This is a genomic window from Arthrobacter sp. FW306-1B-G06A (assembly GCF_058781765.1).
Genome location: NZ_JBYSXB010000026.1, coordinates 16,644 through 38,846, shown reverse-complemented (window position 1 = coordinate 38,846; position 22,203 = coordinate 16,644). Strand labels below are relative to the sequence as shown.

Sequence of the window (22,203 nt, the reverse complement as noted above, 5' to 3'; positions counted from 1 at the left end):
GCGGCAAAGCCGGGCGCGGCGTTGAGGGATGCGGTTCCTAGGTTACTAGGATCGTGCCCCGGCCCACCTCTTAAGACGAAGCCGGCAGACCGGGAGACCTTCCGGCGCTCACGGGGCTGGAGGCTGCTCGCCGCGCTGGGCACGTGCCGCGACGCGGTTCAGGATCCCGGCGAGCCGGTCCGCAGTGGCCGAGGTCCCGGCGCTGAACGCCACCCTGCGGCCGCTGACCTGGCGGACGACGACGGCGGGACCGCTGCTCACGAGCATGGCCGTCGCACCTCCGTGGTGCCGGAGTCCCCAGCCGCCAAAGTCCGCGGCCCTGACTTCCTGAGCGGCTGCGCCGGCGATGTCAACGGCCGGCACCGTGAGGACCCGCAGGACCCCCGCAACAAAGACCTGCACCCCTCTCCTGTCCGCCCTCACCCGGACGAACAGGAAACACGCTCCGATGACCGCGACCACTGCCAACAATGCGCCCAACCACGGGAGCGCAATCGCGATCAGCATGGCCGGGAACAAGGTGGCGACGCAGATCATGACGAACACCGAACTCCGCGCATGGACCCACAGCAACATGGAATCTTCCGCCAGGCCAGGGTCTTCCGTCCGGATCCGCTCGGCCTCGAGGGCGGCGTCGTCTTCCGGAGTCCAATGCGGGTCCGGTTTGAAAGCCATCATCATGACCACGCCCAAGGGCAAAGCCGCACCCGCGCCGAGGGCAAGGACCGTGGCATCAACGTGCGAGCTGCGGGCGTCGGCGAGGCCTGTTTGCCCCACAAGGCCAGCGGCCAGCACGGAGGTAATGAAGAGAGTCACCATGAGGCCCATGCCCATCATGACCCTGCGCATAATCACCGGCCGGGCAAGGGGAACAGCCTGGATGAACACCAGCCAACCCGCGACGACCAGAAACCCTCCTCCGCCGAGTACGTAGGCGAGGAACGGCGCAAAGCTGATTCCGCCGTCGGCATTCCAAGCGATGGCCACGGGATCCGGGAGGTTGTTGCGCAACATGAGGGCGCACACGGCAAATGCGGCGGCCAGCAGCAGCGGAAATGCCACTGCAAAGCGGAGTGCCCGGAGGTCCAGCGAGTCGCGCATCTTTCCCATATTCCAACGCTACCCCGCGCCGGCGACACTGTGATCGAGCTTCCTTGCCAAGGCGGAATCAAGTGAAAGAATGACTTCACAGCGCCGGCGCTGGCTGAAACCAACCGGCTTCTCGAAACCATTCTTGGAGGCAAACCTTGCCAGGCCTGAACCTGACGCGCGCCGAAGCCGGACAGCGCGCAGAATTGCTCACCGTGACCTCGTACGACGTCACCCTCGACTTGACCAAGGGCGCCACGGTCTTCGGCTCCACGACCGTGGTGAAGTTCTCCGCCGTCGAGGGTTCCTCGAGCTTCATCGACGCGATCACGGAAACCGTGCACAGCGTGACGCTGAACGGCACCGAACTCGATCCGGCGGTGGTGTCCGACGGCGTGCGCATCCAACTGCCCGGGCTCGCCGCCGAAAACGAGCTGAAGGTAGTCGCCGATGCCCCGTACATGAACACCGGTGAGGGCCTGCACCGATTCGTGGACCCGGTGGACAACGAGGCCTACCTGTACACGCAATTCGAGGTGCCGGATTCGCGCCGCATGTTCGCTGTGTTCGAGCAGCCGGACCTGAAGGCCGCATTCACCTTCACGGTCACCGCACCGTCGCATTGGGACCTCATCTCCAACTCGCCCACTCCCGTACCGCTGGAAACCACTCCCGGGGACGACGGCGGGGCGCGCTCGGTTTGGCATTTCGCCCCCACTCCCCGCATCTCTTCCTACGTCACCGCCTTGATCGCGGGACCGTACCAATCGGTCCGCAGCAAGGTCACGAGCTCCGATGGCCGGGTCATTCCGCTTGGAGTGTTCGCCCGCAAGTCCCTCATGCAGTACCTGGACGCCGACAACATCTTCGAACTGACCCGCCAGGGTTTTGAGTTCTTCGAGGCCCAGTTCGGATTCCCGTACCCCTTCGAGAAGTACGATCAGCTCTTCGTTCCCGAGTTCAATGCCGGTGCCATGGAAAACGCCGGCGCGGTGACCATCCTCGAGGGCTACGTCTTCCGCGGAAAGGTCACCGACGCCCAGATCGAACGCCGCGCCATCACCGTGCTGCACGAACTGGCCCACATGTGGTTCGGGGACCTCGTCACGATGCGCTGGTGGAACGACCTTTGGCTCAACGAGTCCTTTGCCGAGTACATGTCCCACCTGGCCGCGGTCGAAAACACCGAATTCGACCGGGCCTGGACCACCTTTGCCTCGGTGGAGAAATCCTGGGCGTACCGGCAGGACCAATTGCCCACGACACACCCGATTTTTGCCGAGATCAACGATCTCCAGGACGTCGAGGTCAACTTCGACGGCATCACATACGCCAAGGGAGCTTCCGTGCTGCGGCAGTTGGTCGCCTGGGTTGGGCCGGAACAGTTCATGGCCGGCGTCCGCGAATACTTCCAGAAGCATGCCTGGCAGAACACCGAGCTTGTGGACCTCATGAAGGAACTCGAAGCTGCCAGCGGCCGCGACCTGGACCAGTGGGGCAAGCTCTGGCTCGAGACTGCCGGCGTCAACACCCTCTCCCCCGAGATCGAGGTCGACGCCGACGGCACCATCACGTCCTTTGCGATCGTGCAGACCGCTATCGACGAGCAGCCCACGCTGCGCCCGCACCGCCTCGCGGTCGGCTTCTACGACCTCTCAGCCGAAGGCAAGCTTGAGAGGACCCACAGGGAGGAGCTCGACGTCGACGGCGCCCGGACCGACGTCCCTGCCCTTGCCGGACAGGCGCGTCCGGACCTGGTCCTGCTCAACGACGACGATCTCGCCTACGCGAAGGTGCGCCTCGACCCCGCATCCTTGGCCACTGCGAAAGCCCACCTGAAGGACTTCGCCGGCAGCCTGCCACGCACCCTCGTGTGGGGCTCGGCCTGGGATGCGGCGCGCGACGGCGAAACCCCGGCCCGCGGCTACGCCGAGTTGATCCTGGCGAACATCGCGTCCGAGACCGATTCCTCAGTGATCCAGACCCAGCTCCGACAGCTGGCCACCACCCTGACGTACTACGTCGCAGCCGAGCACAAGGATGCCGCTACGGTGGCCGCGGTGGACGCTCTCTGGGAGCTTTCGAGCACGGCGGCTGCGGGATCGGACGCGCAACTCCAATTCGTCAAGTCCTTCGCGCTGCTCGCCGCAAGCAGCTCCCAATTCGACGCAGTCCAGTCTGTCCTGGACGGCAGCATGGTCCTGGATGGCCTGACGGTCGACCAGGACTTGCGCTGGGAACTTCTCACCGCATTGGTGGTTGGCGGGCGCCAGGGCCAGGACCGGATCGACGCGGAACTCGAGCGCGACCACACGGCCAATGGCCAGAACGCCGCCGCCTTGGCGACGGCGGCCCTTCCCACACCCGAGGCCAAGGCCGCCGCGTGGAAGAAGATCGTGGTCACGGGCGAGCTCTCCAACGCCATTCAAAGCTCCGCCGTCACGGGCTTCACCCGGGTGCTGGACACCTCCCTGTTGGAGCCGTACGCGGAACAGTATTTCGAGGCGGTTCCGGAGATTGTTGCCAACCGCACCCATGCGCTGGCCCAGCAAATCGTCGTCGGGCTCTACCCTGCGCAACTGACAACGCAGGCCACGGTTGACCGCACGGACAAGTTCCTCGCCGAACTGCCGGCGGATAGCAGTGCCCTGCGCCGCATGATGCTAGAAAACCGCGACGGCGTAGCCCGTGCTTTGAAGGCCCGCGCGGCAGACATCTAAAACGGTCGGATAGCCCACCGAAAGGCCCCGGTTCCGCTTCACTGGAACCGGGGCCTTTCCGTGTGCCGCCCGCGAGTGCACCGCCGCTAGACTTTCCGCATGAGCCTGGACGAACACCACTACTCGCTGACCGTGCGCTGGACCGGAAACCTGGGCACCGGGACATCCACCTACCGTGGCTACACCCGGGACCACGACGTCGAGATCCCCGGCCTGCCCGTCCTGAAGGGCTCCTCGGACCCCACCTTCCATGGCGACCGCAGCCGATACAACCCCGAACAACTGCTCCTCACCGCCCTCTCGCAGTGCCACATGCTGTCTTTCCTGCATGTCGCCGTCAAGCACGGGGTGGTAGTGACCGATTACGTGGATCACGCCGAGGGCATGATGAGGCTCAATCGCGATGGCAGCGGCCAGTTCGAGAACGTCACCTTGAAGCCGCACGTCACGGTTGCCGACCCGGCGCATCTTTCCCTCGTGGACAAACTGCACCATGAGGCCAACCAGGTGTGCTTTATTGCCCGGAGCGTCAATTTTCCCGTTCTGCATGAGCCGAGCACGACGGCGGCCGCCAGCTAATCAGGTGTCAAGAAGGCCGTCCGGCCAAGAACCACGATGCGGATCCGGCCACGCTACGGCGATAGGGTTGACCGTGGACAGAGTGTTCAGCGCCCGGCAATCAGGGGCCAGGCGAACAATTGGATCCCGTGAGGAGCATTCCCGCATATGAACGTCGCCTCGTCGACCGACAACATCGTGGCCGATGCAGCCAAGATCGATTACGCGTCCATCTTCGTGACGCTAGGCATCGGGTTGGTGGTCTGGGTTGTGGCCCGGTTCATCATTCTGCGCATAACCCGCCGGGTGGCAGAGGGCACCAGCTTCTTCAAGAAACCGCATTTCAGGTGGGTCCAGCCGGCTTTCCGGGCGCTCGACCATGAACGCCGCGCCCAGCGCGCCCACACCATCGGCTCACTGCTGACAAGCGTGCTCAGCGTGGTGGTGGTGGTCATTGTCATCATCTACGTCCTCAAATACCTGAATGTGGATATTGCCCCGCTGCTCACGAGCGTCGGTATTTTGGGTGTGGCCATTGGCTTCGGCGCCCAACAGCTCATTCGCGATTTCCTGTCCGGCATCTTCATCACCATCGAGGACCAGTTCGGGATCGGCGATGTGATCGTAACCACTGAAGTGATCGGCACCGTTGAATCGGTAGGACTCCGGATCACCCGGCTCAAGGCTGAAGACGGGGCCATCTGGTATCTGCGCAACGGAGAAATCCTGCGGGTGGGCAACCGCTCGCAAGGCGATTACGTGCCTGAAGACTCAACCGTCCCGGACGACGTTCCGCCTGCACCTCCAGGGACGGCGCCTGCCGAAACCGCCGCCTCCGGTGCGCCTCCGACTTCAAAGGAAGCCCTCAAGATTCGAGAGCAGAAAGCAGGTGAGTGACATGGGCAGCCAGCCGGAATCCGCAGCACCCCAGCCGGCAGAGCGGCGTCAGTTGATGCAAAACGATCCGTTCAGCCAGCCTGCGTACACCGACAGTTTCTATGAGGCCATCGGTGGCCACGAGACTTTCGTGAAACTGATCGATGTCTTTTACGACGGTGTAGCGGGAGACCCGTTGCTCCGGCCGATGTACCCGGAACAAGACCTCGACCCCGCAAAGCGGCGGTTCCTCATGTTTCTTGAGCAGTATTGGGGCGGTCCGGGCACGTACAGCGAGGAACGCGGTCACCCCCGCTTGAGGATGCGGCACATGCCGTTCCAAGTGACGCCCGAAGCCAAGGACCGCTGGCTCTTCCACATGCGCGCGGCAGTCGATTCGCTCAACTTGTCGCCGCTTCACGAAGGGACGTTGTGGGATTACATGGAGCGGGCTGCGCTCACGATGGTCAATAGCCCGTCGGTCCAGCAGCCCTGAGCTTGTAGGACGGTGCTGTGTGTCGGGCCGGGCCTAGGCTCGGGTTCAGCGGGCCTGGAAGCCCAGGCCTGATCCGGATCGAGCCAGGATGTGGCCCCGGCTCCCACTGAGCCGGAACCAACGGCCGTTGCGGAAGAGCCGGTGTTCGCCGTCGCCCAGGAAACCGAGCGCCAAGGCGGCGAACGCAGCGCCTGCGGGCACGCCGTCGAGTCCCGGGATCTCCCGTCCCCACACCGCGGCCCTCGCGTTGTTGACGATCAATGCGCCGGGCTGATCCGGAACAATCCCGGCCACCTCGGCAATGCCGGCATTCGCGACAGACTTGAGTTCGGCGTCGGGCACTGAACGCAGCGGCTCCCAGCCGCTGCGGGGCGCCCCGACTCCCGCCCACGATTCGGAAACGGTCGACGGCGGGATGGGAAGCTCGACGTCGTCGGCACCGGAACGCGCCAGGCGGTCGAGGACCGAGGAAAGAGTCACGGTGACGTCCGCATGCGCGTCTTCGGCAAGGGCGATAGTCCGTAGCCCGAGAATAGTGGGGGTCGCTTCGCCCAGGAGGCGCGGCCTCAAGACGCACACATATGCAGCCAGGACGCGGCCGGAGGCCTGCAGCCGGATGGCGCCATCATCGATGCTCTTGGCACGCGTGACATAGGTGCGGAGATCCGCCAGATCACGGGGATCGACGAAATGGAAGGACTGGGTCAATACATCGGACACATCATCGACTCTACCGGCATGTCCGCGGTTGAGAGGGGTCAGGGTGGCGTCTAGAGTCGAACCATGACTGACGCGCACGCCGGCCTGGAACATCAGGTTGCCCTTGAGGACCCCACATCCACCCTCATCGAACTGTTGTCCCTGGCCGACTTCGACGGCGCGAGGACAGCCGAGGACATCTTCCTTGGACCCTCCCAGAAACAGCCGCGCCACCGGGTATTTGGCGGGCAGGTGCTCGCCCAGTCACTCGTGGCCGGAATGCGCACGGTGGACGAGGATCGGACGGTCCATTCCATGCACGGCTATTTTCTTCGTCCGGGCGACGCCAACCAGCCGATCACTTTCAGTGTGGAGCGGCTTCGCGACGGACGCTCGTTCTCGGCCCGGCGGGTGCACGCCTACCAGGAAGGCCAACCGATCCTGTCAATGATCGCGTCCTTCCAGACCGAGGCGGAGGGCGTGGAACACCAGTCCTTGATGCCGGGCGGAATCCCGGACCCCGAAACGCTGCCGAGTACCGCCGAACTCCTGCAGAAGTACGACCACCCGCTCGCCCGCCACATGTCCTTCGAACGGCCCTTCGATGTCCGCCACGTCGATCCCGCAATCTATGTCGAAGCGCCCAAAGACCGGATAGCCAGCAATGCCGTCTGGATGAAGACCTTTGGCCCGATGCCGGACGACCCCAACCTTCATTTGGCCGCCCTGGCCTACGCGAGCGACTACACCATCCTGGAATCGGTGCTTCGCAAGAACGGATTGAGCTGGATGACGCCAGGCATGAGCGTCGCTAGCCTTGACCACGCCATGTGGTGGCACCGGCCCGTCCGCGTCGACGAGTGGCTGCTTTACGTGCAGGAGTCCCCCAGCGCCCAAGGCGCCCGCGGACTTGCTACGGGCAAGATCTTCAGCCGCGATGGCCAGCATGTCGCCACGGTGGCGCAAGAGGGCATGCTCCGGATCCCGTAATCGCTGCTCAGGTAGCTGCCGCAACACAGCCGAGATTCCGTGCAGCAAAGAAGGCCGGCGCCCCGGAAGATATATCCAGTGCGCCGGCCTTCTGCGGAGCGATCCGATTTAGTCGCGGGTCAGCTTGCGGTGCGTGACACGGTGTGGCTTGGCAGCGTCCGGGCCGAGTCGCTCCACCTTATTCTCCTCGTAGGACTCGAAGTTGCCCTCGAACCAATACCACTTCGAGGGGTTTTCCTCGTCGCCTTCGTAGGCCAGGATGTGGGTGGCAACGCGGTCGAGGAACCACCGGTCGTGCGAGACCACGACGGCGCAGCCGGGGAACTCGAGCAGCGCGTTCTCAAGGCTGCTGAGGGTTTCGACGTCGAGGTCGTTGGTGGGCTCGTCAAGAAGCAGGAGGTTTCCGCCCTGCTTAAGGGTCAGCGCCAGGTTCAGGCGGTTACGCTCACCACCGGAGAGCACACCAGCCTTCTTCTGCTGGTCCGGCCCCTTGAAGCCGAAGGCCGCGACGTAGGCTCGGGACGGCATTTCAACATGGCCGACCTGAATGAAGTCCAGGCCGTCTGAGACGACCTCCCACAGGGTCTTGTTGGGGTCGATACCGCCACGGCTCTGGTCGGCGTAGGAGATCTTGACCGAGTCACCGATCTTGAGGTCGCCACCGTCCAGCGGTTCCAGCCCGACGATGGTCTTGAACAAGGTGGTCTTGCCCACGCCGTTAGGACCGATGACGCCGACGATGCCGTTCCTGGGCAGTGTGAACGAAAGCCCGTCGATCAGGGTCCGGTCCTCGAAGCCCTTCTGCAGGTTCTTCGCTTCCAGGACCAGGCCACCCAGACGCGGTCCCGGCGGAATCTGGATTTCCTCGAAGTCGAGTTTCCTGGTGCGGTCAGCCTCGGCTGCCATTTCCTCGTACCGGGCCAGACGGGCCTTCGACTTGGTCTGGCGACCCTTGGCGTTGGAGCGGACCCACTCAAGTTCCTCGCTGAGGCGCTTGGCTTGCTTGGCGTCCTTCTTGCCCTGGATTTCGAGGCGGGCGCGCTTCTTCTCCAAGTACGTGGAGTAGTTGCCTTCATAGGGGTAGAGACGGCCGCGGTCCACTTCACAGATCCACTCGGCGACGTGGTCGAGGAAGTAGCGGTCGTGGGTGATGGCGAGGACGGCACCGGGGTAGGAAGAGAGGTGCTGCTCGAGCCACAGAACACTTTCGGCGTCCAAGTGGTTGGTGGGCTCGTCAAGGAGCAGGAGGTCGGGCTTCTGCAGCAGGAGCTTGCAGAGCGCCACGCGGCGGCGCTCACCACCTGACAGGACCGTCACGTCGGAGTCGCCCGGCGGGCAGCGGAGTGCGTCCATGGCCTGCTCGAGCTGGGAATCGATGTCCCACGCATCCGCAGCGTCGATGGCTTCCTGAAGGTGGCCCATTTCCTCCAGCAGGGTGTCGTAGTCTGCATCCGGGTTGGCCATTTCCTCGGAGATCGCGTTAAAGCGCTGGATCTTCGAGTAGATCTCGCCCACGCCTTCCTGGACGTTGCCCAGGACGGTCTTTTCCTCGTTCAGGGGCGGCTCCTGCAGGAGGATGCCCACGGAGTAGCCGGGGCTGAGGCGGGCTTCGCCGTTCGACGGTGTGTCGATACCAGCCATGATCTTCAGGATCGTGGATTTACCGGCTCCGTTCGGGCCAACGACACCGATCTTCGCGCCAGGGAAGAACGACATGCTGACATCGTCCAGGATTAGTTTTTCGCCAACGGCCTTGCGAGCCTTGGTCATCGTGTAAATGAATTCCGCCATGCCGTTAAATCTAATGGGTGGCAAGGCATAACTCACATTCGGCCCTGCTAGCGGGAATCCCCGACGAAGCATTTGCCGCTGGCCAACACGGGCAGGACCGACACTGAAACCTGCCCGTCCCTGATCTCACCCATGACGCAGTCCTTGTCCTGCCTGGCCGCGGCCTCGATGGCGTCGACATCCAGTCCCGTCGGCGTCTTGCTCGCGGACACCTCTACGGCAGAGTCGGCGATGCCGGCCGAAACGAGCTGTGATCGCAGTGCGTCTTGTGCCGGTTTGGGGGTTGCCGCGGCAATGGTCTTGAGTACGGACTCCATGGTCTGCTTCAGCGCGGCAGTGCCCGCGCTGAGCGAAGTCAATGCCGAGGGGTTGCCAGCACTGGGTGTGACGGCGGGAGTGGAGCTGGCTGTAGTCGAGGGGGTGGGCGATGAAACCCCAGTGCTTCTTGACACCGTTGGTGCAGGCGCCGTGCAGCCGGCCACCAGTCCGGCCAGAAGTAACGGCACCGCAAGCAGCAAACCCGGGCTTCCGGCAGCGTGGCGGCGTCCAGATGGTTTTTGCGGCTTTCCCCTGCTCATCACCCGGCTATTCTGCCATGCGGTACACCACGCGCCGCGCCGCATGGCATCCGCGGCGGCCCCTGTTTCAAGACCGGCTCCATTTCAAGGCCAGTTCCATTTCAAACCTTGGCGTCCACAAGTTCTCCCGTCTCAGTATCAACGAGAACCGACTCATCGCCTTCTCCTGCCGGAAGGATAACTTCCCGCTCGGCTGCGGCACTGCCATCCTCGTCGTCATGCGGGTCGCCTTCCGCATCTTCCTCCGCCGAAGGCCATGGGTTCTCTGGCTCCACCTCGGGGGCGGCGGGCATGGTCTGCGGGCTGTTGCTGCCGGTGGTCCGGATGAAGTTCGCCGAGCCCCACATGAGGTCGTGACCCACCGACTCGGCGACGATTTCGGCGACGTGGTAGATCTTGCCGTCGTGTTCCCATTGCCTCAGCTTCAGTTTCCCGACGACGATGACCCGCTGGCCCTTCTTGACGCTGCAGCCAATGTTTCCCGCTAGATGCCTGAACGCCTGGACGCTGAACCAATTTGTGTTGCCATCCACCCAGACATCATTGGCACGGTCGAACCTGCGCTCCGTTGAACCGAGCCGGAACGATGCCGTCCGGGTTCCGCCCGGGGTCGTCGAACTTTTGGGTTCCGTGGCAACGAATCCCCGGACAGTGATGATGTCATTCATGGTCTTGTCCTAACGTGAGTTGAGCTGCCTGTCTGGCTCTCCCAGCTTCGCGTGCCGCGAACGCCCGCGGGAGTACCAAATCCACGTATGTGGATAGCCCTGTTCTTACGCGGATTGTGGAGGACAAGTTGGACGCAGAATGGGGCGCCGCCCACAAAGACCGGCCGGGTTTTTGAAAATGCGGAACCGCCATCTAAATTGGGTACGATCGCCCAGTCTCGGGCCTGCTCTTTGGGGGACAGATCGTGAAAATTACTCTGGCTAGAAGTGCGTCCTATGTGGGCGCCCTTATTTTGCTGACGCTGGTGTCGTTCTGGCGGATCCCAGCAACGGCCCAAGGCGTCGTCTGGGCGGAAGACGGCGCGGTGTTTCTCACGGACGCTTTGAACCCGACCCGGTCTTTCACGCCGATCCGGCCGTACGCAGGCTATCTCCACGTCGTCCCCCGCCTCGCAGCCGAGGTGGTTGTCCGGTTCTTCGCACTTGAGGACTACGCTATTGCGCTTACTGTATTGGCTTGCGCGGCTGTGGCCGGCGTCGCCCTCATGACGTACCACTGCGCCCAAGCCTTGACCAGCAACACCTGGATCCGCGTAGCTTGGGCCGCGGTTCCCATTTTCGTGAACGTCGGCGCTTTTGAAGCTCTTGGAAACTTCGCGAACCTGCACTGGTACCTGCTCTGGCTCACTCCCTGGCTATTGATGAAACCGGCAAAGTCCAAACTCGAGGGAGGCATGCTTTTTGTCGTCGCGGCCCTCGCCTCCTTGACCGAGATCATCTCGATTGTCTTTGTTCCGCTCTTCCTTCACCGGCTGAGGGACAAAAACATGTGGGCCGCCCGCGCGGGTCTCAGCCTGGGCCTTGCCTGCCAGGTTATTGCGACGGTGACGCATCCTCGAACAAGCGGCGGCGCGAGCTACCAGCTTGACCCCTGGTCCCCGGTTTACGGGTGGTTTATCAACACCGCAGGACCCATCGTCTACGGCACCGCGTCCGGTGTCATGCAACAAATCGTGAACTTCGGAGCTGCTCCGATGATCGTGGCCTCCCTCCTCGTCCTCGCCGTCCCGGTGGCTGTCCTGATCTTGGGCTCTGCGCGGGAGAAATGGCTGGCCGCGTTCTTCATCACGGCCTCGATGGTTATTTGGGTTGCCTGCGTCGCTTCGAACCCGGCACCGTACCTGGACTACGCAACCTTCTCGGCGGCGGATTGGCCCGCCAGGTTCGTGTTTGGGAGGTACTCGGTAGTGCCTACGATGTTCGTCCTCGCCACGGTTCCGTTGCTTGCTTCCGCGTTGGCAAGGTTTGGGCGTGCTGCACCCATTGCGGCACTCATGGCTTTCTCGCTTCTCTTGGCGTCGATGTACTTCCCGCCCTCGACATCCAGAAACAATGGTCCTGTCTGGGCCGAGCACGTCCGCACCGCGCGCAATCTCTGTGCACCCGCGTCCGATACCGACTTCTACGATATTCCGACCTCTCCTGTATTTTTCAAAGGCATAGTACGAATCCCCTGCCCGATCCTGAAGGCCCGGCAATCCTCCTGAATTGTTGGCTAGCCAAACCCAGCGATACACTTGGGTGCGGTTCCAGCCCCAGTAGCTCAGAGGATAGAGCAGCGGCCTTCTAATCCGACGGTCGGGGGTTCGATTCCCTCCTGGGGCACTTGTGTGATGAGTCGAGACATCCTTCATGGATGAGTTGGGCCATCGGTTACACCCCGGTCTTCGGACCGGGGTGTTTTTCATTCTCTGCGTCCAACTGAGGCGGGCAGGGCGTCCGGTATCTAGGCTGGTCGGATGAGAAACACTTCCGAAGCCATCATCACGGGCCCCGCAAGCTGGCCGGATGTCGAAAGGCTATTCGGCGTCCGTGGCGAGCCTTCGCGCTGTTGGTGCCGGTGGTTCGCTCTCGCCGGTCAGGATTGGAAGAACACTCCCCCCAAGGCACGGAAGGAACAGCTCAAAGCCAAATTCGACGACGGCCCCGAACCTGGCGTCCTCGCTTTCCGGGGCGGCGAAGCAGTGGGCTGGTGCGCGGTGGAGCCGCGCCAGTGCTATCCGCGCATCGAACGATCCCAAGTCCTCAAGGCCGCAGGAACGGGCGGCCTGGAAGGCGCGGAAGTTTGGTCGGTGAGCTGTTTCGTGGTTTCTCCCGGCCACCGCCGGAGCGGGGTGGCCGGCGCATTGCTGGAGGCCGCCGTCGGGCATGCCTTCGCGCATGGCGCCGACATCGTGGAAGGCTACCCCGTGGATCCCTCGCTTCGGCCCAAGGCCGGTCCGGCCGATCTCTACCAGGGAACTGTGAAGTTGTTTGGGGCGGCCGGCTTCTCCACGGTTTCCACGGCGGTGCCCGGAAGGGCGGTCATGCGCCTGCGGCGCTGACTTTCCGGTCCCGTATGCCGAAACTACCCAGCTAGGGAAGCGTCAGGACAAGCGGTCCATCCGCGGTGATCGCCACGGTATGTTCGCTGTGCGCAGCACGGCGGCCGTTGGCCGAGCGCAAGGTCCACTGATCGTCGTCGTGGTAGTAGTCGTCGCTGCCGCCCAGGATCAACATCGGCTCGATGGCGATCACCAAGCCGTCCACGAGCTTCACGCCGCGGCCGGGCCGCCCCATGTTCGGCACGCTCGGCTCGGCGTGCATGGTCCGGCCAATGCCGTGCCCGCCGTGATCGGCGAGGATCCCGTAGCCGCTGCGCTTGGCTTCTCCGCCAATGGCGTACGCAAGGTCGCCCATCTTGTTTCCAATCCGGGCAGCGTCGATACCGCGGGCGAGGGCGGCGTCCGTGGCATCGATCAATTCCTGGTCCACCGGATCCGAGGTGCCCACAATGAAACTGACTGCCGCGTCCCCGCACCAGCCCTCCACGAAGGCCCCGCAATCGACGCTCAACAGATCGCCATCCTGCAACACATACCCGTCCGGGATGCCGTGCACCACGGCGTCGTTGACGCTCGTGCAGATGACCCCTGAAAAGGGCGTGGACGCCCACCGCGGTCGATAGTTCAGGAACGCCGGCTTAGCTCCGGCGGCCTCCATGAAAGCGGCTGCAACCTCGTCCAGTTCCTTGAGCGACACGCCAACCCCGGCGTGCGAACGAACCGCCGAAAGCGTGTTGGCAACCACCCTTCCGGCTTCGCGCATGAGCGCAATCTCTTCTGGCGTCTTCACCATGGACATCAAAGGCCTCCAAGCATCAAGAAGAGGGGGCCCGACCGGCCACCGGACAAACCCTTCCACCCACTCTATGGGCACCATCAGCCCGGTCAACAGGGTTGCGCGTCCGCGCCGGCCCACGGGTGTCCTAAAGTCGCCGTATGGAACACCGAAGAATCGCCATCATCCGTGAACGCCTGCAGGCAGAGGCAGACCCGGACCGCGCGAAGGCGGCACAGGCCTACATGAAATCGTCCATGCCTGTCCTCGGTGTCAGGGTCCCCGTAGTCCGTCGCATTGTCCTCGCGACCGCGAAGGAAATCCCTTTCGGGTCCCCTTCCGAACTTCGTGACAATGTCCGGCTGCTGTGGCGGGAAGCCACATGGCGGGAAGAACGCTACGCGGCCATCGATCTGACCTCGCTCAAGTCCGTGGCCAAGGATCTGGAGATGCTGCCGCTGTACGAAGAAATCATCCGGACCGGCGCATGGTGGGACTTCGTTGACGGTGTCTCCGACCGTATTTGCGCCCTTCTGCAACACCACCGAAGCACGCTGACCCCGCTCTTGCGGACATGGGCAAGCGACGAGGACTTCTGGATCCGTCGGGCGGCCATCACCTCCCAGCTCAAGGCAAAGTCGGCCACGGACCAAGAACTTCTGGCCGCGGCACTTGACGCCAACCTTGCCGACCAGGAGTTCTTCATCAGGAAGGCAATCGGCTGGACCCTGCGGGAGTACGCCAAGACCGATCCTCAATGGGTGCGGAGCTACGTTGAAAGCCGGAGGACCAGGCTCAGCCCGCTATCCCTGCGTGAAGCCATGAAACACCTCGGCTGAATCCGGTTCAGGACTTCGGCTTGAGCTTCAAAATCCCGCGACGCGGGCGGAACAGCACGTGGGTCTTCTTGTCAAAGAACACCAAGTAGGCGATGAAAGAAACCGCAATGGCAATGGCCACTCCGCGTACCACCTCGATGGGGATCCACTGGAAGACACTCAATTGGTCTGTCAGGGCAATAAGGGTGAAGAACGCCGTCAAATAGAAGACCGTCCGGAGCTGGGCGCCGTCCGCGACTCCCGTCACGGTGAAGAACACCAGCAGCCACACCATGTACCAAGGCTGAATCACAGGCGCCAGGACGACGACAGCGGCGAATGCCCAGGCCATCCGGCGAAGCACAGTCTTGTTGAACTCGGGTTCGTCGTCGAGCGGCGCGGGCATGCCGATTCCGCGGCCGGGGGTCCGAACGGCGAGCCAGACGATGGCAAGCGCCGAGACCGCCGTTCCGGCAGTCTGGATAACATCCGTCACCGGAACGCCTGGACCGCCGAAAAGTCCGACGACGAATCCCACCGTGTGTGCCAGCAAACCCACCGGCGCGTACCAGATCCAGACGGCGCCCGGAGTCTGCAGGGCGCCAAGCCAGCCAAAGCCCAGGCCATTCACCAGTCCTGCGGCGGCCAGCAAGCCTAAGGACAAACCCAGGGTGGCCGTCCAACAGAGCATTCTGCGGCCCCAACCGGCACGGGCACCGGCCCACAGCAGCCCCGCAAAAGGCAAGGCAATCAAGGTAATCGGCTTGATGGCGATCGAGGCCGTGATCAGCACGATTCCCAACACAGGCCGTTTTACCGAGGCGAAGTACAGTCCGGCAACAACCAGTCCCAGCATCAAGGAGTCATTGTGCGCGCTGGCGATGAAGTTGATCAGGAGGACCGGGTTGAGGACGCCAAGCCAGAGCGCACGGTCCGGGTTCACGCCGTGGAGCGCGGCCAGACGGGGAACGTAGACAGCGAGCAGGATGACACCGGCTAGGGCAGCCAGGCGGAAGGGAATCAAAGCAAGCTCGGGGACGCTTGCGCTCACCCACACGGCACCTTGTTCGATCCAGAGCCATAGCGGACCGTAAGGCGTAGGTGCTTCCGTCCATAATTTGTCGGGCCCGAGTGAAAAGTAGTTGCTCAGGGCCGAGATGCCGTTGGTGTATGGGTTCAGGCCCTGCTCCATGAGCCGGCCTTGGCCGATGTAGGCATAAGCGTCCCTGCTGAACAACGGCAAACTGAACATCATCGGGAGTGCCCACATCCACAGTGCTCGCCGCAGCACCGGACGCGAGGACGGGTTCCATCCGCCGATCCGCTGGGCAATGCGCAGCCAAGAGCGTAGGAGCAGGAGTGCACCGAGGCAGAGCATCACGGTGCAAAGGATCACGCCAACCGGAGATGTCCTGGCCATGATGAAAATAGGAGTACGGATCAAGGCGCTGCTGCTGGCCAGCCAGCCGACGCCGATCGAGCCTGCCACCATGAGCAACGACCCGACGAACCCTTGGAGGATCGCCGTCCTCGCCGCTTTGGCTATCACGGTGCCGTGTACCGGGGCGTTGGAATCGCCAAGCGCCTCTGGATGAGCCAACGAACTCCCCACCTCACGCTCACGAAACTTCGACGTCACCATCAAACAAAATCCTGTCCGGTTCCCTGCCGCATCCGGGCCAAAGTGGCACTTCCGGATGCCATGGATTATTGCAACTGTAGCATCGCCACCCTTGGCTTCCCGGGGCCAACCGGACCATCGGTCGGCCTGCGAAAGGGGCCTGAGATAGAATGGATGGGGCTCTGGCGGCTCCGGGCCGCTGCGCCTTACGGCACCCTGTGACGATTACTACCTGACAAGGATCCTCCCATTTCCACGGACTCATTCTTCAGCGCGCTCACACGGTTCCGTCATCGGGTTCTTCCCCCTTCGCTGGAGGCAAGGCTCAATTCCCCCAAAGGCCTGCTTGTAGGCTTCTGCGTCGTGCACTTGGTCTTCCTGGTGTTCGCGCTGATCCTTTCCCTGCGCGGCGAGGCCTTTAGCGACACTTTCATCTACCGGGACTGGACCTCCGCCGGGTTCCGGGATGAGAACCTCAGCGGCGGCCCCAGCCCGTGGGTCTACCCCGTTCTCGCCTTGGTGCCTATGGCGATCGCGGGCTTGGCTGGACCCGGCCCGTTCTTCTTTCTCTGGGTACTCATGATCACCCTGCTCAACGGCGTCGCTCTAGCCAAGCTCACCGGACGGGGCCGCCATCGCGAGGCCATCCCGGCGGGATGGTGGTGGCTGGTCTTCGTCTTCATCATGGGTTGGCTGGGATTCGCCCGGGTGGACGGTCTGACTGCGCCGATCGTGCTAATCGCCTTGGCATACGGCGTATCACACCCTTTCATTGCCTCGACCCTCCTGAGCATTGCCACGTGGATGAAGGTTTGGCCGGCCGCCGTCATGCTTTCGTTGTTCACCGTGGTCAAGCAGCGAACCAAAGTGGTCGCTGCCGGAATTCTGACCAGCGTTTTGGTCATCGCCCTCACGGCGGCAGTGGGTCAACTGCCGCGGCTCCTCAACTTCCTGACCCAGCAAGGCGATCGTGGCATGCAATTGGAAGCCACCTTCACCACTCCTTGGTTGTGGCTGTCGGTCCTCCACGTGGGTGACTCGAGGATGTACATGAACACGGACATCAACTCGATGCAAGTGGATGGTCCTGGCACCGCCTTCATGTCCTTCCTCATGCAGCCCCTTCTCGCCCTGGCCGCGATCCTGGTGGCGGCCCTGACCTTCTGGGCACTCCACAACGGCAAGCGAACCGGCGGGGCGGACCGCACCGAACTGTTGTTGGCTGGATCCCTGACGATGGCCACGGCTTTCGTCGTGTTCAATAAGGTCGGGTCACCCCAGTTCATGGTGTGGCTCGCGCCTGCAGTCGCGGTCGGGCTTGCCCACAGCTGGAAAGAATGGCGGGTTCCCGCGGCGATGCTCATCGCCATCGGTGTGGCCACATACTTCATCTATCCCCTCTTCTACGACGCGCTCAGCCACAACAACCCCTTCATGGCGCTGGTTTTGACGGTGCGAAATGTCCTGCTGGTGGTCCTGTTCTGCTGGTCCGTTCGCCGCCTGTACCTTCTGGGCAAGAAGATCCCGGCCAACGAACCGGCCGCCGCTGCCAAGGAGTCCTGAGATTTCCGTTCGATTCTTTGACGGGCTGGCCCGCGTGCGCGACGCCGCCCTGCCGCCTGCCGCCGTCGCCTGGTTCGGACGTCCATCCAGCGTATGGTGGGGTTTCGCCGCGATCCATGTGTATTTCCTCGGCTGGATGGCAAGCTTCTTCCTGGCCGGAAACACGTTCAGCGATACTGAGCAGTACCGTCAATGGGCGATGGCCGGCTACAACCCCGCGGATCTCCACGGAGCCATCAGCCCTTGGGTTTACCCGGTGCTTGCCCAGATTCCGATCTTCCTGGCCAACATCGCGGGCCCGGGTCCTTACCTGCTGGTGTGGACGTTGATCATCACGGCGCTCAACGCCGCCGGCTTGTTCGTCCTGACCCGCGGCCCGCGCAGGACAACGGGAATTGCCCCTGCTTGGTGGTGGCTGTTCTTCACCGCCTTCATGGGCTATCTCAGCTTCGCCCGGGTGGAGGGCATCACGGCACCCATCGTGTTGGTCGCCCTGCTGTATGCGGCCACGCGACCTGTGGCAGCCGGTATCCTTCTCAGCATCGCCACGTGGATCAAAGTCTGGCCAGCCGCCGTTCTGGTACCCATCATCATCGCTAGCCACCGCAGGCTGCGGATCATCGCCTGCGGCGCCGGCGTCACTGCCGCCGTCGCACTGGGCACCTACCTTTCGGGCGGCCTGCCGCATATCCTCGACTTTCTGACCAACCAAGGCGAACGCGGGATGCAACTTGAAGCCACGTTCTCAACCCCCTGGGTCTGGTTGAGCGTGCTCAATATCGGCGGTTCCAAAATCGCCGACAACGTCGCCATCAATTCCACGGAAGTGTATGGGCCGGGAGCCAACGTGGCAGCGTTCCTGATGCAGCCGCTCTTGGTGCTTGCCGCCGTTGCGGGCTCTGCCCTTTTGCTTTGGGCGCTTCGGCGGGGTGCCGAGCCGGAAGAGTTGTTTCTCGAGGGCGCCCTCATGATGACCACCGCGTTCATCGTGTTCAACAAGGTGGGTTCGCCGCAATTCATCATCTGGCTTGCGCCGGTGGTTGTAGCCGGGCTGACCCACGATTGGAACCGTTGGAGGGTTCCTGCCGCCCTCCTGATGGGGATCGCCATGACGACTTTCGTCATCTACCCGCTGTTCTACACGCCGCTGATCCATGCCAACCCCGTGATGGCGACCGTGCTCACCACACGGAATGTGCTTTTGGTGGTCCTGCTCTGGTGGTCCGTGCAGCGGACCGTGGAGCTGGGCCGCAAGTCCGGCGCACGAAGCGCTATTCGGAGCGCCTGAGCCGCCGTTCAAGCCTGCGAAGCAGTTGCGTTGGGCTGGAGCGGATCAAGAGTCGGCGTGTGTGAACGTCCAACACCATCAGGTAGACGGTGAATCCCACGGCCACCAGGAAGGCCAGGGAGGACACTTTGACGTTCAATTCCACGAAAGACAACACCGAAATCTGGTCCTGCGCGCCAAAGGCAACGAAAAACGTGACGGCGACATAGAGGGACTTGATCTGCCAGTCGTCCCTGATGCCCGTGACCGCGAGCAGCGGGATGAACCACAGGATGTACCACGGCTGGATAATCGGCGAAAGCATGACGACGGCGGCAAACGCGAGGGCGGCGCGCCGCACCAGCCGTGAATAGTCGCCGCGGAACATCAGGACAACCACCAACCCGATTCCGGCCCACTTCATGAGGGTCCGGAGCCCGGTGGCCACGGTGGAGCCCGGCAAGCCCAGGAGATTGGCGATCACCTCGACCTGCTGGCCGAGGAAGCCCGAAGGCGAATATCCCGTATAGCCCGGTGTGGGATCGAGGATGGCCCAGACCCATCCAAAGCCAAGGTTGTAAGGAATTCCGCTCACTGCCAGGACGGCGAAGCTGATACCCGCCGTCGCGCCCCAGAACAGGAACTTGCGGGCCCAACTCGCGGCAGGACCAGCCCACATGAGGCCTATGAAAGGCAAGAGGAGAACGGTGATCGGCTTGATGCCGATGGAAGCGGTCACCAGCAGAAGCCCGGTGATATGGCGACCGGTGGCTGCAAAGTACATTCCGGCCACCGCCAGGCCCACCATGAGGGCATCGTTGTGGGCACTGGCGACGAAGCTGATGAGAAAGAGCGGGTTGGCCACGGCGATCCACAGCGCACGGCCGGGGTTGATCCCGTGGAGTTCGGCGAGCCTGGGAACATACGCCACACAGAGCACCACCCCCACGGTCGCAAGCACCCGAAAGAGCAGAACGGAAAAGTCGGGCTGGGCGTCGGTGATGCCCACAACCCATCTAGCAAGCCACAGGAAGTAGGGTCCGTACGGCGTCTTGGCTTCAGCCCAGGCAGGATCGGCGCCCAGGGAAAACCAGTTGCTGAGCGTGGAAATGCCGGCCGTGTAAGGGTTCTGGCCTTCCAGCACCAGCCTGCCCTGGCCGGTGTAGGCGTATACGTCGCGCGAATAGATGGGCACGGCAAACATGAGGGGAGCCGCCCACGCCGCAACGGCGACAACCACGGACCTGAGCGATCCTGGCCCCCAGTCCTTGAGCCTTTGTCCGAGCCTCAGCCATGACCTGACCAAAAGCATGGCCCCCGCCGTCAGCAGGATCGTGGAGGTCGTCACGCCCCAACCTTCGGTGCGCAGGGCGATGACAAGGGGGTGCCTGAACATGGGCGAGCCGTTGGCGATCCAGCCGGCTCCGATTGAGCCGACGAAGATCATCAGGGATCCAAAAAAACCTTGCCAGACAGCCACGTAGGCCTTGATCTGTCCGGGGGTGCCGGCTCCGATGTGCGCGGCATCCGGGGAGTAGAGACCGGCGGCGGCCTTCTCTGACGGCACCGCAGGTTCCTTTGCCTCATCCCGGCTATTTGAGGTGCCCACGCCCGTTCCGCCTGCCGTCATGATATTCCAGTCCCTACGTACATTGGTCCAGCTCATCGATGCAGGCAACAACCGCTCGACAACGGCCCAGTTTACCAGCCGCGGTTCGCCGCAGGGGCGGAATGGAGCGCCCCGCCACCCTTCCCATGCGCCTGAACTGTAGGCTGGTCGGGTGCCTATTACTAATGAACGCATCGTCTGGATCGACTGTGAGATGACCGGTCTCGACCTGGTGAACGACGCCCTGATCGAGGTTGCGGCCTTGGTCACCGATTCGGAGCTGAACATCCTGGGTGACGGCGTCGACGTCGTCATCAAACCCGAAGACGCCGCACTTGAACAGATGAACGACTTCGTCCGCGACATGCACACCCGCTCGAAACTCCTGGATGAACTCCCGCACGGCAAGACCATGGCCGAAGCCGAAGCGATCGTCCTGGAGTACATCGAGAAGTGGGTACCGGATCCGAAGAAGGCCCCGCTGGGTGGCAACTCAGTCGGAACCGACCGGATGTTCCTCGCACGGGACATGCCCAACATCGTTGAACACCTCCACTACCGGGTCATCGATGTGAGCACCATCAAGGAACTCTCGCGCCGATGGTTCCCCCGCGCCTATTTCCAGTCCCCCGCTAAACACGGCGGCCACCGCGCGCTTGGCGACATCAGGGACTCCATCGACGAACTGCGCTATTACCGGGAGGCAGTGTTCGTCCCGGCTCCGGGTCCCGATACGGCCACAGCGCAGAAGATTTCCAAGCAGATCGCAGCCGGCCCGGAGACTCCGGAGGACACGTGATCTGGGGCACCTTTTCGGGAAATTTCAGCCAAACGGTCAAAAGTGGCAAAACCACCCCTCAAGACGGGGTATAGTTTTTGTCGTTGCCTTCGCAGCTAACGGGTCATTCCGAAAGCGCAAAAGGCTCATGGTGGGCGTAGCTCAGTTGGCAGAGCGCCTGGTTGTGGTCCAGGAGGTCGCGGGTTCAACCCCCGTCGCTCACCCTCATGAGGTCGGTAGCAGTTTATCGATCGCAGCCAAAGGCCGTACTGGTTATCCAGTGCGGCCTTTGCTTTGTTCCGGCCGATTCCGGCCATTCCAGACCCGAGAACCAGAGGAACACCTGACATGACCGTCCTGCCAGTCACCATCTGGGGCGAACCCGTGCTTCACCGCCGGGCGAGCGAGGTGGAAGTGTTCGACGACGAGCTGCGCACCTTGATTGCCGACATGTTCGAAACGAACGAGGCGGCCAACGGCGTCGGTCTGGCGGCACCCCAGGTGGGGGTGGGCAAGCGCATCTTCATCTTCAAATACGCAAACGACGACGACGCTCCGGACGAAGGCGTCCTGGTGAACCCGGTCCTCACCCTCTCCAAGATCCCTGGCGCCCTTCCCGATCCCGAGGAAGACGTCGAAGGCTGTTTGTCCTTCCCAGGGGAGCACTACCCCCTGCAGAGGGCCGATTGGGCCCGCGTCCAGGGCTTCGACGGCCACGGCCAACCGGTGGATTTCGTCGCGACCGGTTGGTTCGCGAGGGTCATGCAGCACGAATTCGACCACCTCGACGGCAAGCTCTATGTGAACCGCCTGGTTGACCGATACGCCAAGAAGGCGATGAAGCAGGCCAAGAAGAACGGCTGGGGAGTGCCCGGGCTGAGCTGGATGCCAGGTGTCGACCCGGACCCCTTCGGTCACTGAGC

At 62.9% G+C, this 22,203-nt stretch carries 20 protein-coding genes and 2 tRNA genes; 14 read left to right on the top strand and 8 right to left on the bottom strand.

Going from position 1 to position 22,203, the window contains the following annotated elements; translation table 11 throughout:
* Nucleotides 1-108: 108 nt before the first annotated feature.
* A complete protein-coding gene (locus AC3WJM_RS14420) occupies nt 109-1,110 on the bottom strand; it encodes a hypothetical protein (RefSeq protein ID WP_284991196.1) in 1,002 nt (333 codons plus the stop codon).
* 137 nt (nt 1,111-1,247) lie between these two features.
* Here AC3WJM_RS14420 and pepN point away from each other — a divergent pair, with 137 nt between their 5' ends.
* The 4 genes from pepN to AC3WJM_RS14400 all read left to right on the top strand — a co-directional run bounded on the left by pepN (nt 1,248) and on the right by AC3WJM_RS14400 (nt 5,739).
* Nucleotides 1,248-3,809, top strand: a complete 2,562-nt coding sequence (pepN, locus tag AC3WJM_RS14415) for an aminopeptidase N (protein ID WP_441438305.1) — start codon at nt 1,248-1,250, stop codon at nt 3,807-3,809.
* 99 nt (nt 3,810-3,908) lie between these two features.
* On the top strand, nt 3,909-4,388 hold the full coding sequence (locus tag AC3WJM_RS14410) for an OsmC family protein (protein WP_059387782.1): 480 nt from the start codon (nt 3,909-3,911) through the stop codon (nt 4,386-4,388).
* 147 nt (nt 4,389-4,535) lie between these two features.
* Nucleotides 4,536-5,264, top strand: coding sequence for a mechanosensitive ion channel family protein (locus tag AC3WJM_RS14405; RefSeq protein ID WP_059387781.1), 729 nt, complete (start codon nt 4,536-4,538; stop codon nt 5,262-5,264).
* A gap of 1 nt (nt 5,265) precedes the next feature.
* Nucleotides 5,266-5,739 (top strand): globin, encoded by a 474-nt coding sequence (locus AC3WJM_RS14400; RefSeq protein ID WP_284991194.1) that lies wholly within the window; start codon nt 5,266-5,268, stop codon nt 5,737-5,739.
* A gap of 45 nt (nt 5,740-5,784) precedes the next feature.
* Here AC3WJM_RS14400 and AC3WJM_RS14395 read toward each other — a convergent pair whose 3' ends face one another.
* On the bottom strand, nt 5,785-6,459 hold the full coding sequence (locus AC3WJM_RS14395) for a DUF8185 domain-containing protein (protein ID WP_059387779.1): 675 nt from the start codon (nt 6,457-6,459) through the stop codon (nt 5,785-5,787).
* 63 nt (nt 6,460-6,522) lie between these two features.
* Between AC3WJM_RS14395 and tesB the strand changes: the two genes are divergently transcribed.
* Complete coding sequence (gene tesB, locus AC3WJM_RS14390; protein WP_492272220.1) at nt 6,523-7,428, top strand: acyl-CoA thioesterase II; 906 nt, start codon at nt 6,523-6,525, stop codon at nt 7,426-7,428.
* 108 nt (nt 7,429-7,536) lie between these two features.
* On the opposite strand, the gene ettA is transcribed toward tesB, so the two are convergent.
* The 3 genes from ettA to AC3WJM_RS14375 all read right to left on the bottom strand — a co-directional run bounded on the left by ettA (nt 7,537) and on the right by AC3WJM_RS14375 (nt 10,465).
* The gene (gene ettA, locus AC3WJM_RS14385; RefSeq protein ID WP_306959392.1) at nt 7,537-9,219 is read right to left on the bottom strand and encodes an energy-dependent translational throttle protein EttA; all 1,683 of its coding nucleotides are present in this window, start codon (nt 9,217-9,219) and stop codon (nt 7,537-7,539) included.
* 47 nt (nt 9,220-9,266) lie between these two features.
* The gene (locus AC3WJM_RS14380) at nt 9,267-9,578 is read right to left on the bottom strand and encodes a DUF6993 domain-containing protein (protein ID WP_476910793.1); all 312 of its coding nucleotides are present in this window, start codon (nt 9,576-9,578) and stop codon (nt 9,267-9,269) included.
* 320 nt (nt 9,579-9,898) lie between these two features.
* Nucleotides 9,899-10,465: a single-stranded DNA-binding protein gene (locus tag AC3WJM_RS14375; protein ID WP_284991191.1), complete on the bottom strand. Its 567-nt coding sequence runs from the start codon at nt 10,463-10,465 to the stop codon at nt 9,899-9,901.
* A gap of 245 nt (nt 10,466-10,710) precedes the next feature.
* On the opposite strand from AC3WJM_RS14375, the gene AC3WJM_RS14370 reads away from it, so the two are divergent.
* From AC3WJM_RS14370 to AC3WJM_RS14360, 3 genes are all read left to right on the top strand, one after another.
* A complete protein-coding gene (locus AC3WJM_RS14370; protein ID WP_492272219.1) occupies nt 10,711-12,012 on the top strand; it encodes a hypothetical protein in 1,302 nt (433 codons plus the stop codon).
* Nucleotides 12,013-12,057: 45 nt separating this feature from the next.
* Nucleotides 12,058-12,130 (top strand) — tRNA-Arg (locus tag AC3WJM_RS14365).
* Nucleotides 12,131-12,264: 134 nt separating this feature from the next.
* On the top strand, nt 12,265-12,849 hold the full coding sequence (locus AC3WJM_RS14360; RefSeq protein WP_284991189.1) for a GNAT family N-acetyltransferase: 585 nt from the start codon (nt 12,265-12,267) through the stop codon (nt 12,847-12,849).
* A gap of 31 nt (nt 12,850-12,880) precedes the next feature.
* Here AC3WJM_RS14360 and map read toward each other — a convergent pair whose 3' ends face one another.
* Nucleotides 12,881-13,648: a type I methionyl aminopeptidase gene (gene map, locus AC3WJM_RS14355; protein ID WP_306959387.1), complete on the bottom strand. Its 768-nt coding sequence runs from the start codon at nt 13,646-13,648 to the stop codon at nt 12,881-12,883.
* A gap of 137 nt (nt 13,649-13,785) precedes the next feature.
* On the opposite strand from map, the gene AC3WJM_RS14350 reads away from it, so the two are divergent.
* Nucleotides 13,786-14,463 (top strand): DNA alkylation repair protein, encoded by a 678-nt coding sequence (locus AC3WJM_RS14350; RefSeq protein ID WP_306959385.1) that lies wholly within the window; start codon nt 13,786-13,788, stop codon nt 14,461-14,463.
* 7 nt (nt 14,464-14,470) lie between these two features.
* Here AC3WJM_RS14350 and mptB (AC3WJM_RS14345) read toward each other — a convergent pair whose 3' ends face one another.
* Nucleotides 14,471-16,084 (bottom strand): polyprenol phosphomannose-dependent alpha 1,6 mannosyltransferase MptB, encoded by a 1,614-nt coding sequence (mptB, locus tag AC3WJM_RS14345; RefSeq protein ID WP_476910791.1) that lies wholly within the window; start codon nt 16,082-16,084, stop codon nt 14,471-14,473.
* A 228-nt stretch (nt 16,085-16,312) separates the two neighbouring features.
* On the opposite strand from mptB (AC3WJM_RS14345), the gene AC3WJM_RS14340 reads away from it, so the two are divergent.
* Both AC3WJM_RS14340 and AC3WJM_RS14335 read left to right on the top strand, forming a co-directional pair.
* Nucleotides 16,313-17,626, top strand: coding sequence for a glycosyltransferase family 87 protein (locus AC3WJM_RS14340; protein WP_307055103.1), 1,314 nt, complete (start codon nt 16,313-16,315; stop codon nt 17,624-17,626).
* A gap of 34 nt (nt 17,627-17,660) precedes the next feature.
* Nucleotides 17,661-18,914, top strand: coding sequence for a glycosyltransferase 87 family protein (locus AC3WJM_RS14335; protein ID WP_492272218.1), 1,254 nt, complete (start codon nt 17,661-17,663; stop codon nt 18,912-18,914).
* Here AC3WJM_RS14335 and mptB (AC3WJM_RS14330) read toward each other — a convergent pair.
* Complete coding sequence (gene mptB, locus AC3WJM_RS14330) at nt 18,898-20,523, bottom strand: polyprenol phosphomannose-dependent alpha 1,6 mannosyltransferase MptB (protein WP_332603595.1); 1,626 nt, start codon at nt 20,521-20,523, stop codon at nt 18,898-18,900. The genes AC3WJM_RS14335 and mptB (AC3WJM_RS14330) overlap by 17 nt on opposite strands.
* Nucleotides 20,524-20,674: 151 nt before the next feature.
* On the opposite strand from mptB (AC3WJM_RS14330), the gene orn reads away from it, so the two are divergent.
* The 3 genes from orn to def all read left to right on the top strand — a co-directional run bounded on the left by orn (nt 20,675) and on the right by def (nt 22,201).
* Nucleotides 20,675-21,301, top strand: a complete 627-nt coding sequence (orn, locus tag AC3WJM_RS14325) for an oligoribonuclease (protein WP_084784354.1) — start codon at nt 20,675-20,677, stop codon at nt 21,299-21,301.
* A 130-nt stretch (nt 21,302-21,431) separates the two neighbouring features.
* A tRNA-His gene (locus AC3WJM_RS14320) sits at nt 21,432-21,504 on the top strand.
* 124 nt (nt 21,505-21,628) lie between these two features.
* Nucleotides 21,629-22,201 (top strand): peptide deformylase, encoded by a 573-nt coding sequence (gene def / locus AC3WJM_RS14315; protein ID WP_059387769.1) that lies wholly within the window; start codon nt 21,629-21,631, stop codon nt 22,199-22,201.
* Nucleotides 22,202-22,203: the final 2 nt, after the last annotated feature.

What these genes read in the sequence shown, in the direction of transcription:
- AC3WJM_RS14360 (WP_284991189.1), top strand. Translation starts at nt 12,265, where the DNA reads ATGAGAAACACTTCCGAAGCCATCATCACGGGCCCCGCAAGCTGGCCG.
- tesB (WP_492272220.1), top strand. Translation starts at nt 6,523, where the DNA reads ATGACTGACGCGCACGCCGGCCTGGAACATCAGGTTGCCCTTGAGGAC.
- mptB (WP_476910791.1), bottom strand. Translation starts at nt 16,084, where the DNA reads ATGGTGACGTCGAAGTTTCGTGAGCGTGAGGTGGGGAGTTCGTTGGCT.
- AC3WJM_RS14375 (WP_284991191.1), bottom strand. Translation starts at nt 10,465, where the DNA reads ATGAATGACATCATCACTGTCCGGGGATTCGTTGCCACGGAACCCAAA.
- AC3WJM_RS14405 (WP_059387781.1), top strand. Translation starts at nt 4,536, where the DNA reads ATGAACGTCGCCTCGTCGACCGACAACATCGTGGCCGATGCAGCCAAG.
- AC3WJM_RS14410 (WP_059387782.1), top strand. Translation starts at nt 3,909, where the DNA reads ATGAGCCTGGACGAACACCACTACTCGCTGACCGTGCGCTGGACCGGA.
- AC3WJM_RS14350 (WP_306959385.1), top strand. Translation starts at nt 13,786, where the DNA reads ATGGAACACCGAAGAATCGCCATCATCCGTGAACGCCTGCAGGCAGAG.
- def (WP_059387769.1), top strand. Translation starts at nt 21,629, where the DNA reads ATGACCGTCCTGCCAGTCACCATCTGGGGCGAACCCGTGCTTCACCGC.
- map (WP_306959387.1), bottom strand. Translation starts at nt 13,648, where the DNA reads ATGTCCATGGTGAAGACGCCAGAAGAGATTGCGCTCATGCGCGAAGCC.
- ettA (WP_306959392.1), bottom strand. Translation starts at nt 9,219, where the DNA reads ATGGCGGAATTCATTTACACGATGACCAAGGCTCGCAAGGCCGTTGGC.
- AC3WJM_RS14420 (WP_284991196.1), bottom strand. Translation starts at nt 1,110, where the DNA reads ATGGGAAAGATGCGCGACTCGCTGGACCTCCGGGCACTCCGCTTTGCA.
- mptB (WP_332603595.1), bottom strand. Translation starts at nt 20,523, where the DNA reads ATGACGGCAGGCGGAACGGGCGTGGGCACCTCAAATAGCCGGGATGAG.
- AC3WJM_RS14400 (WP_284991194.1), top strand. Translation starts at nt 5,266, where the DNA reads ATGGGCAGCCAGCCGGAATCCGCAGCACCCCAGCCGGCAGAGCGGCGT.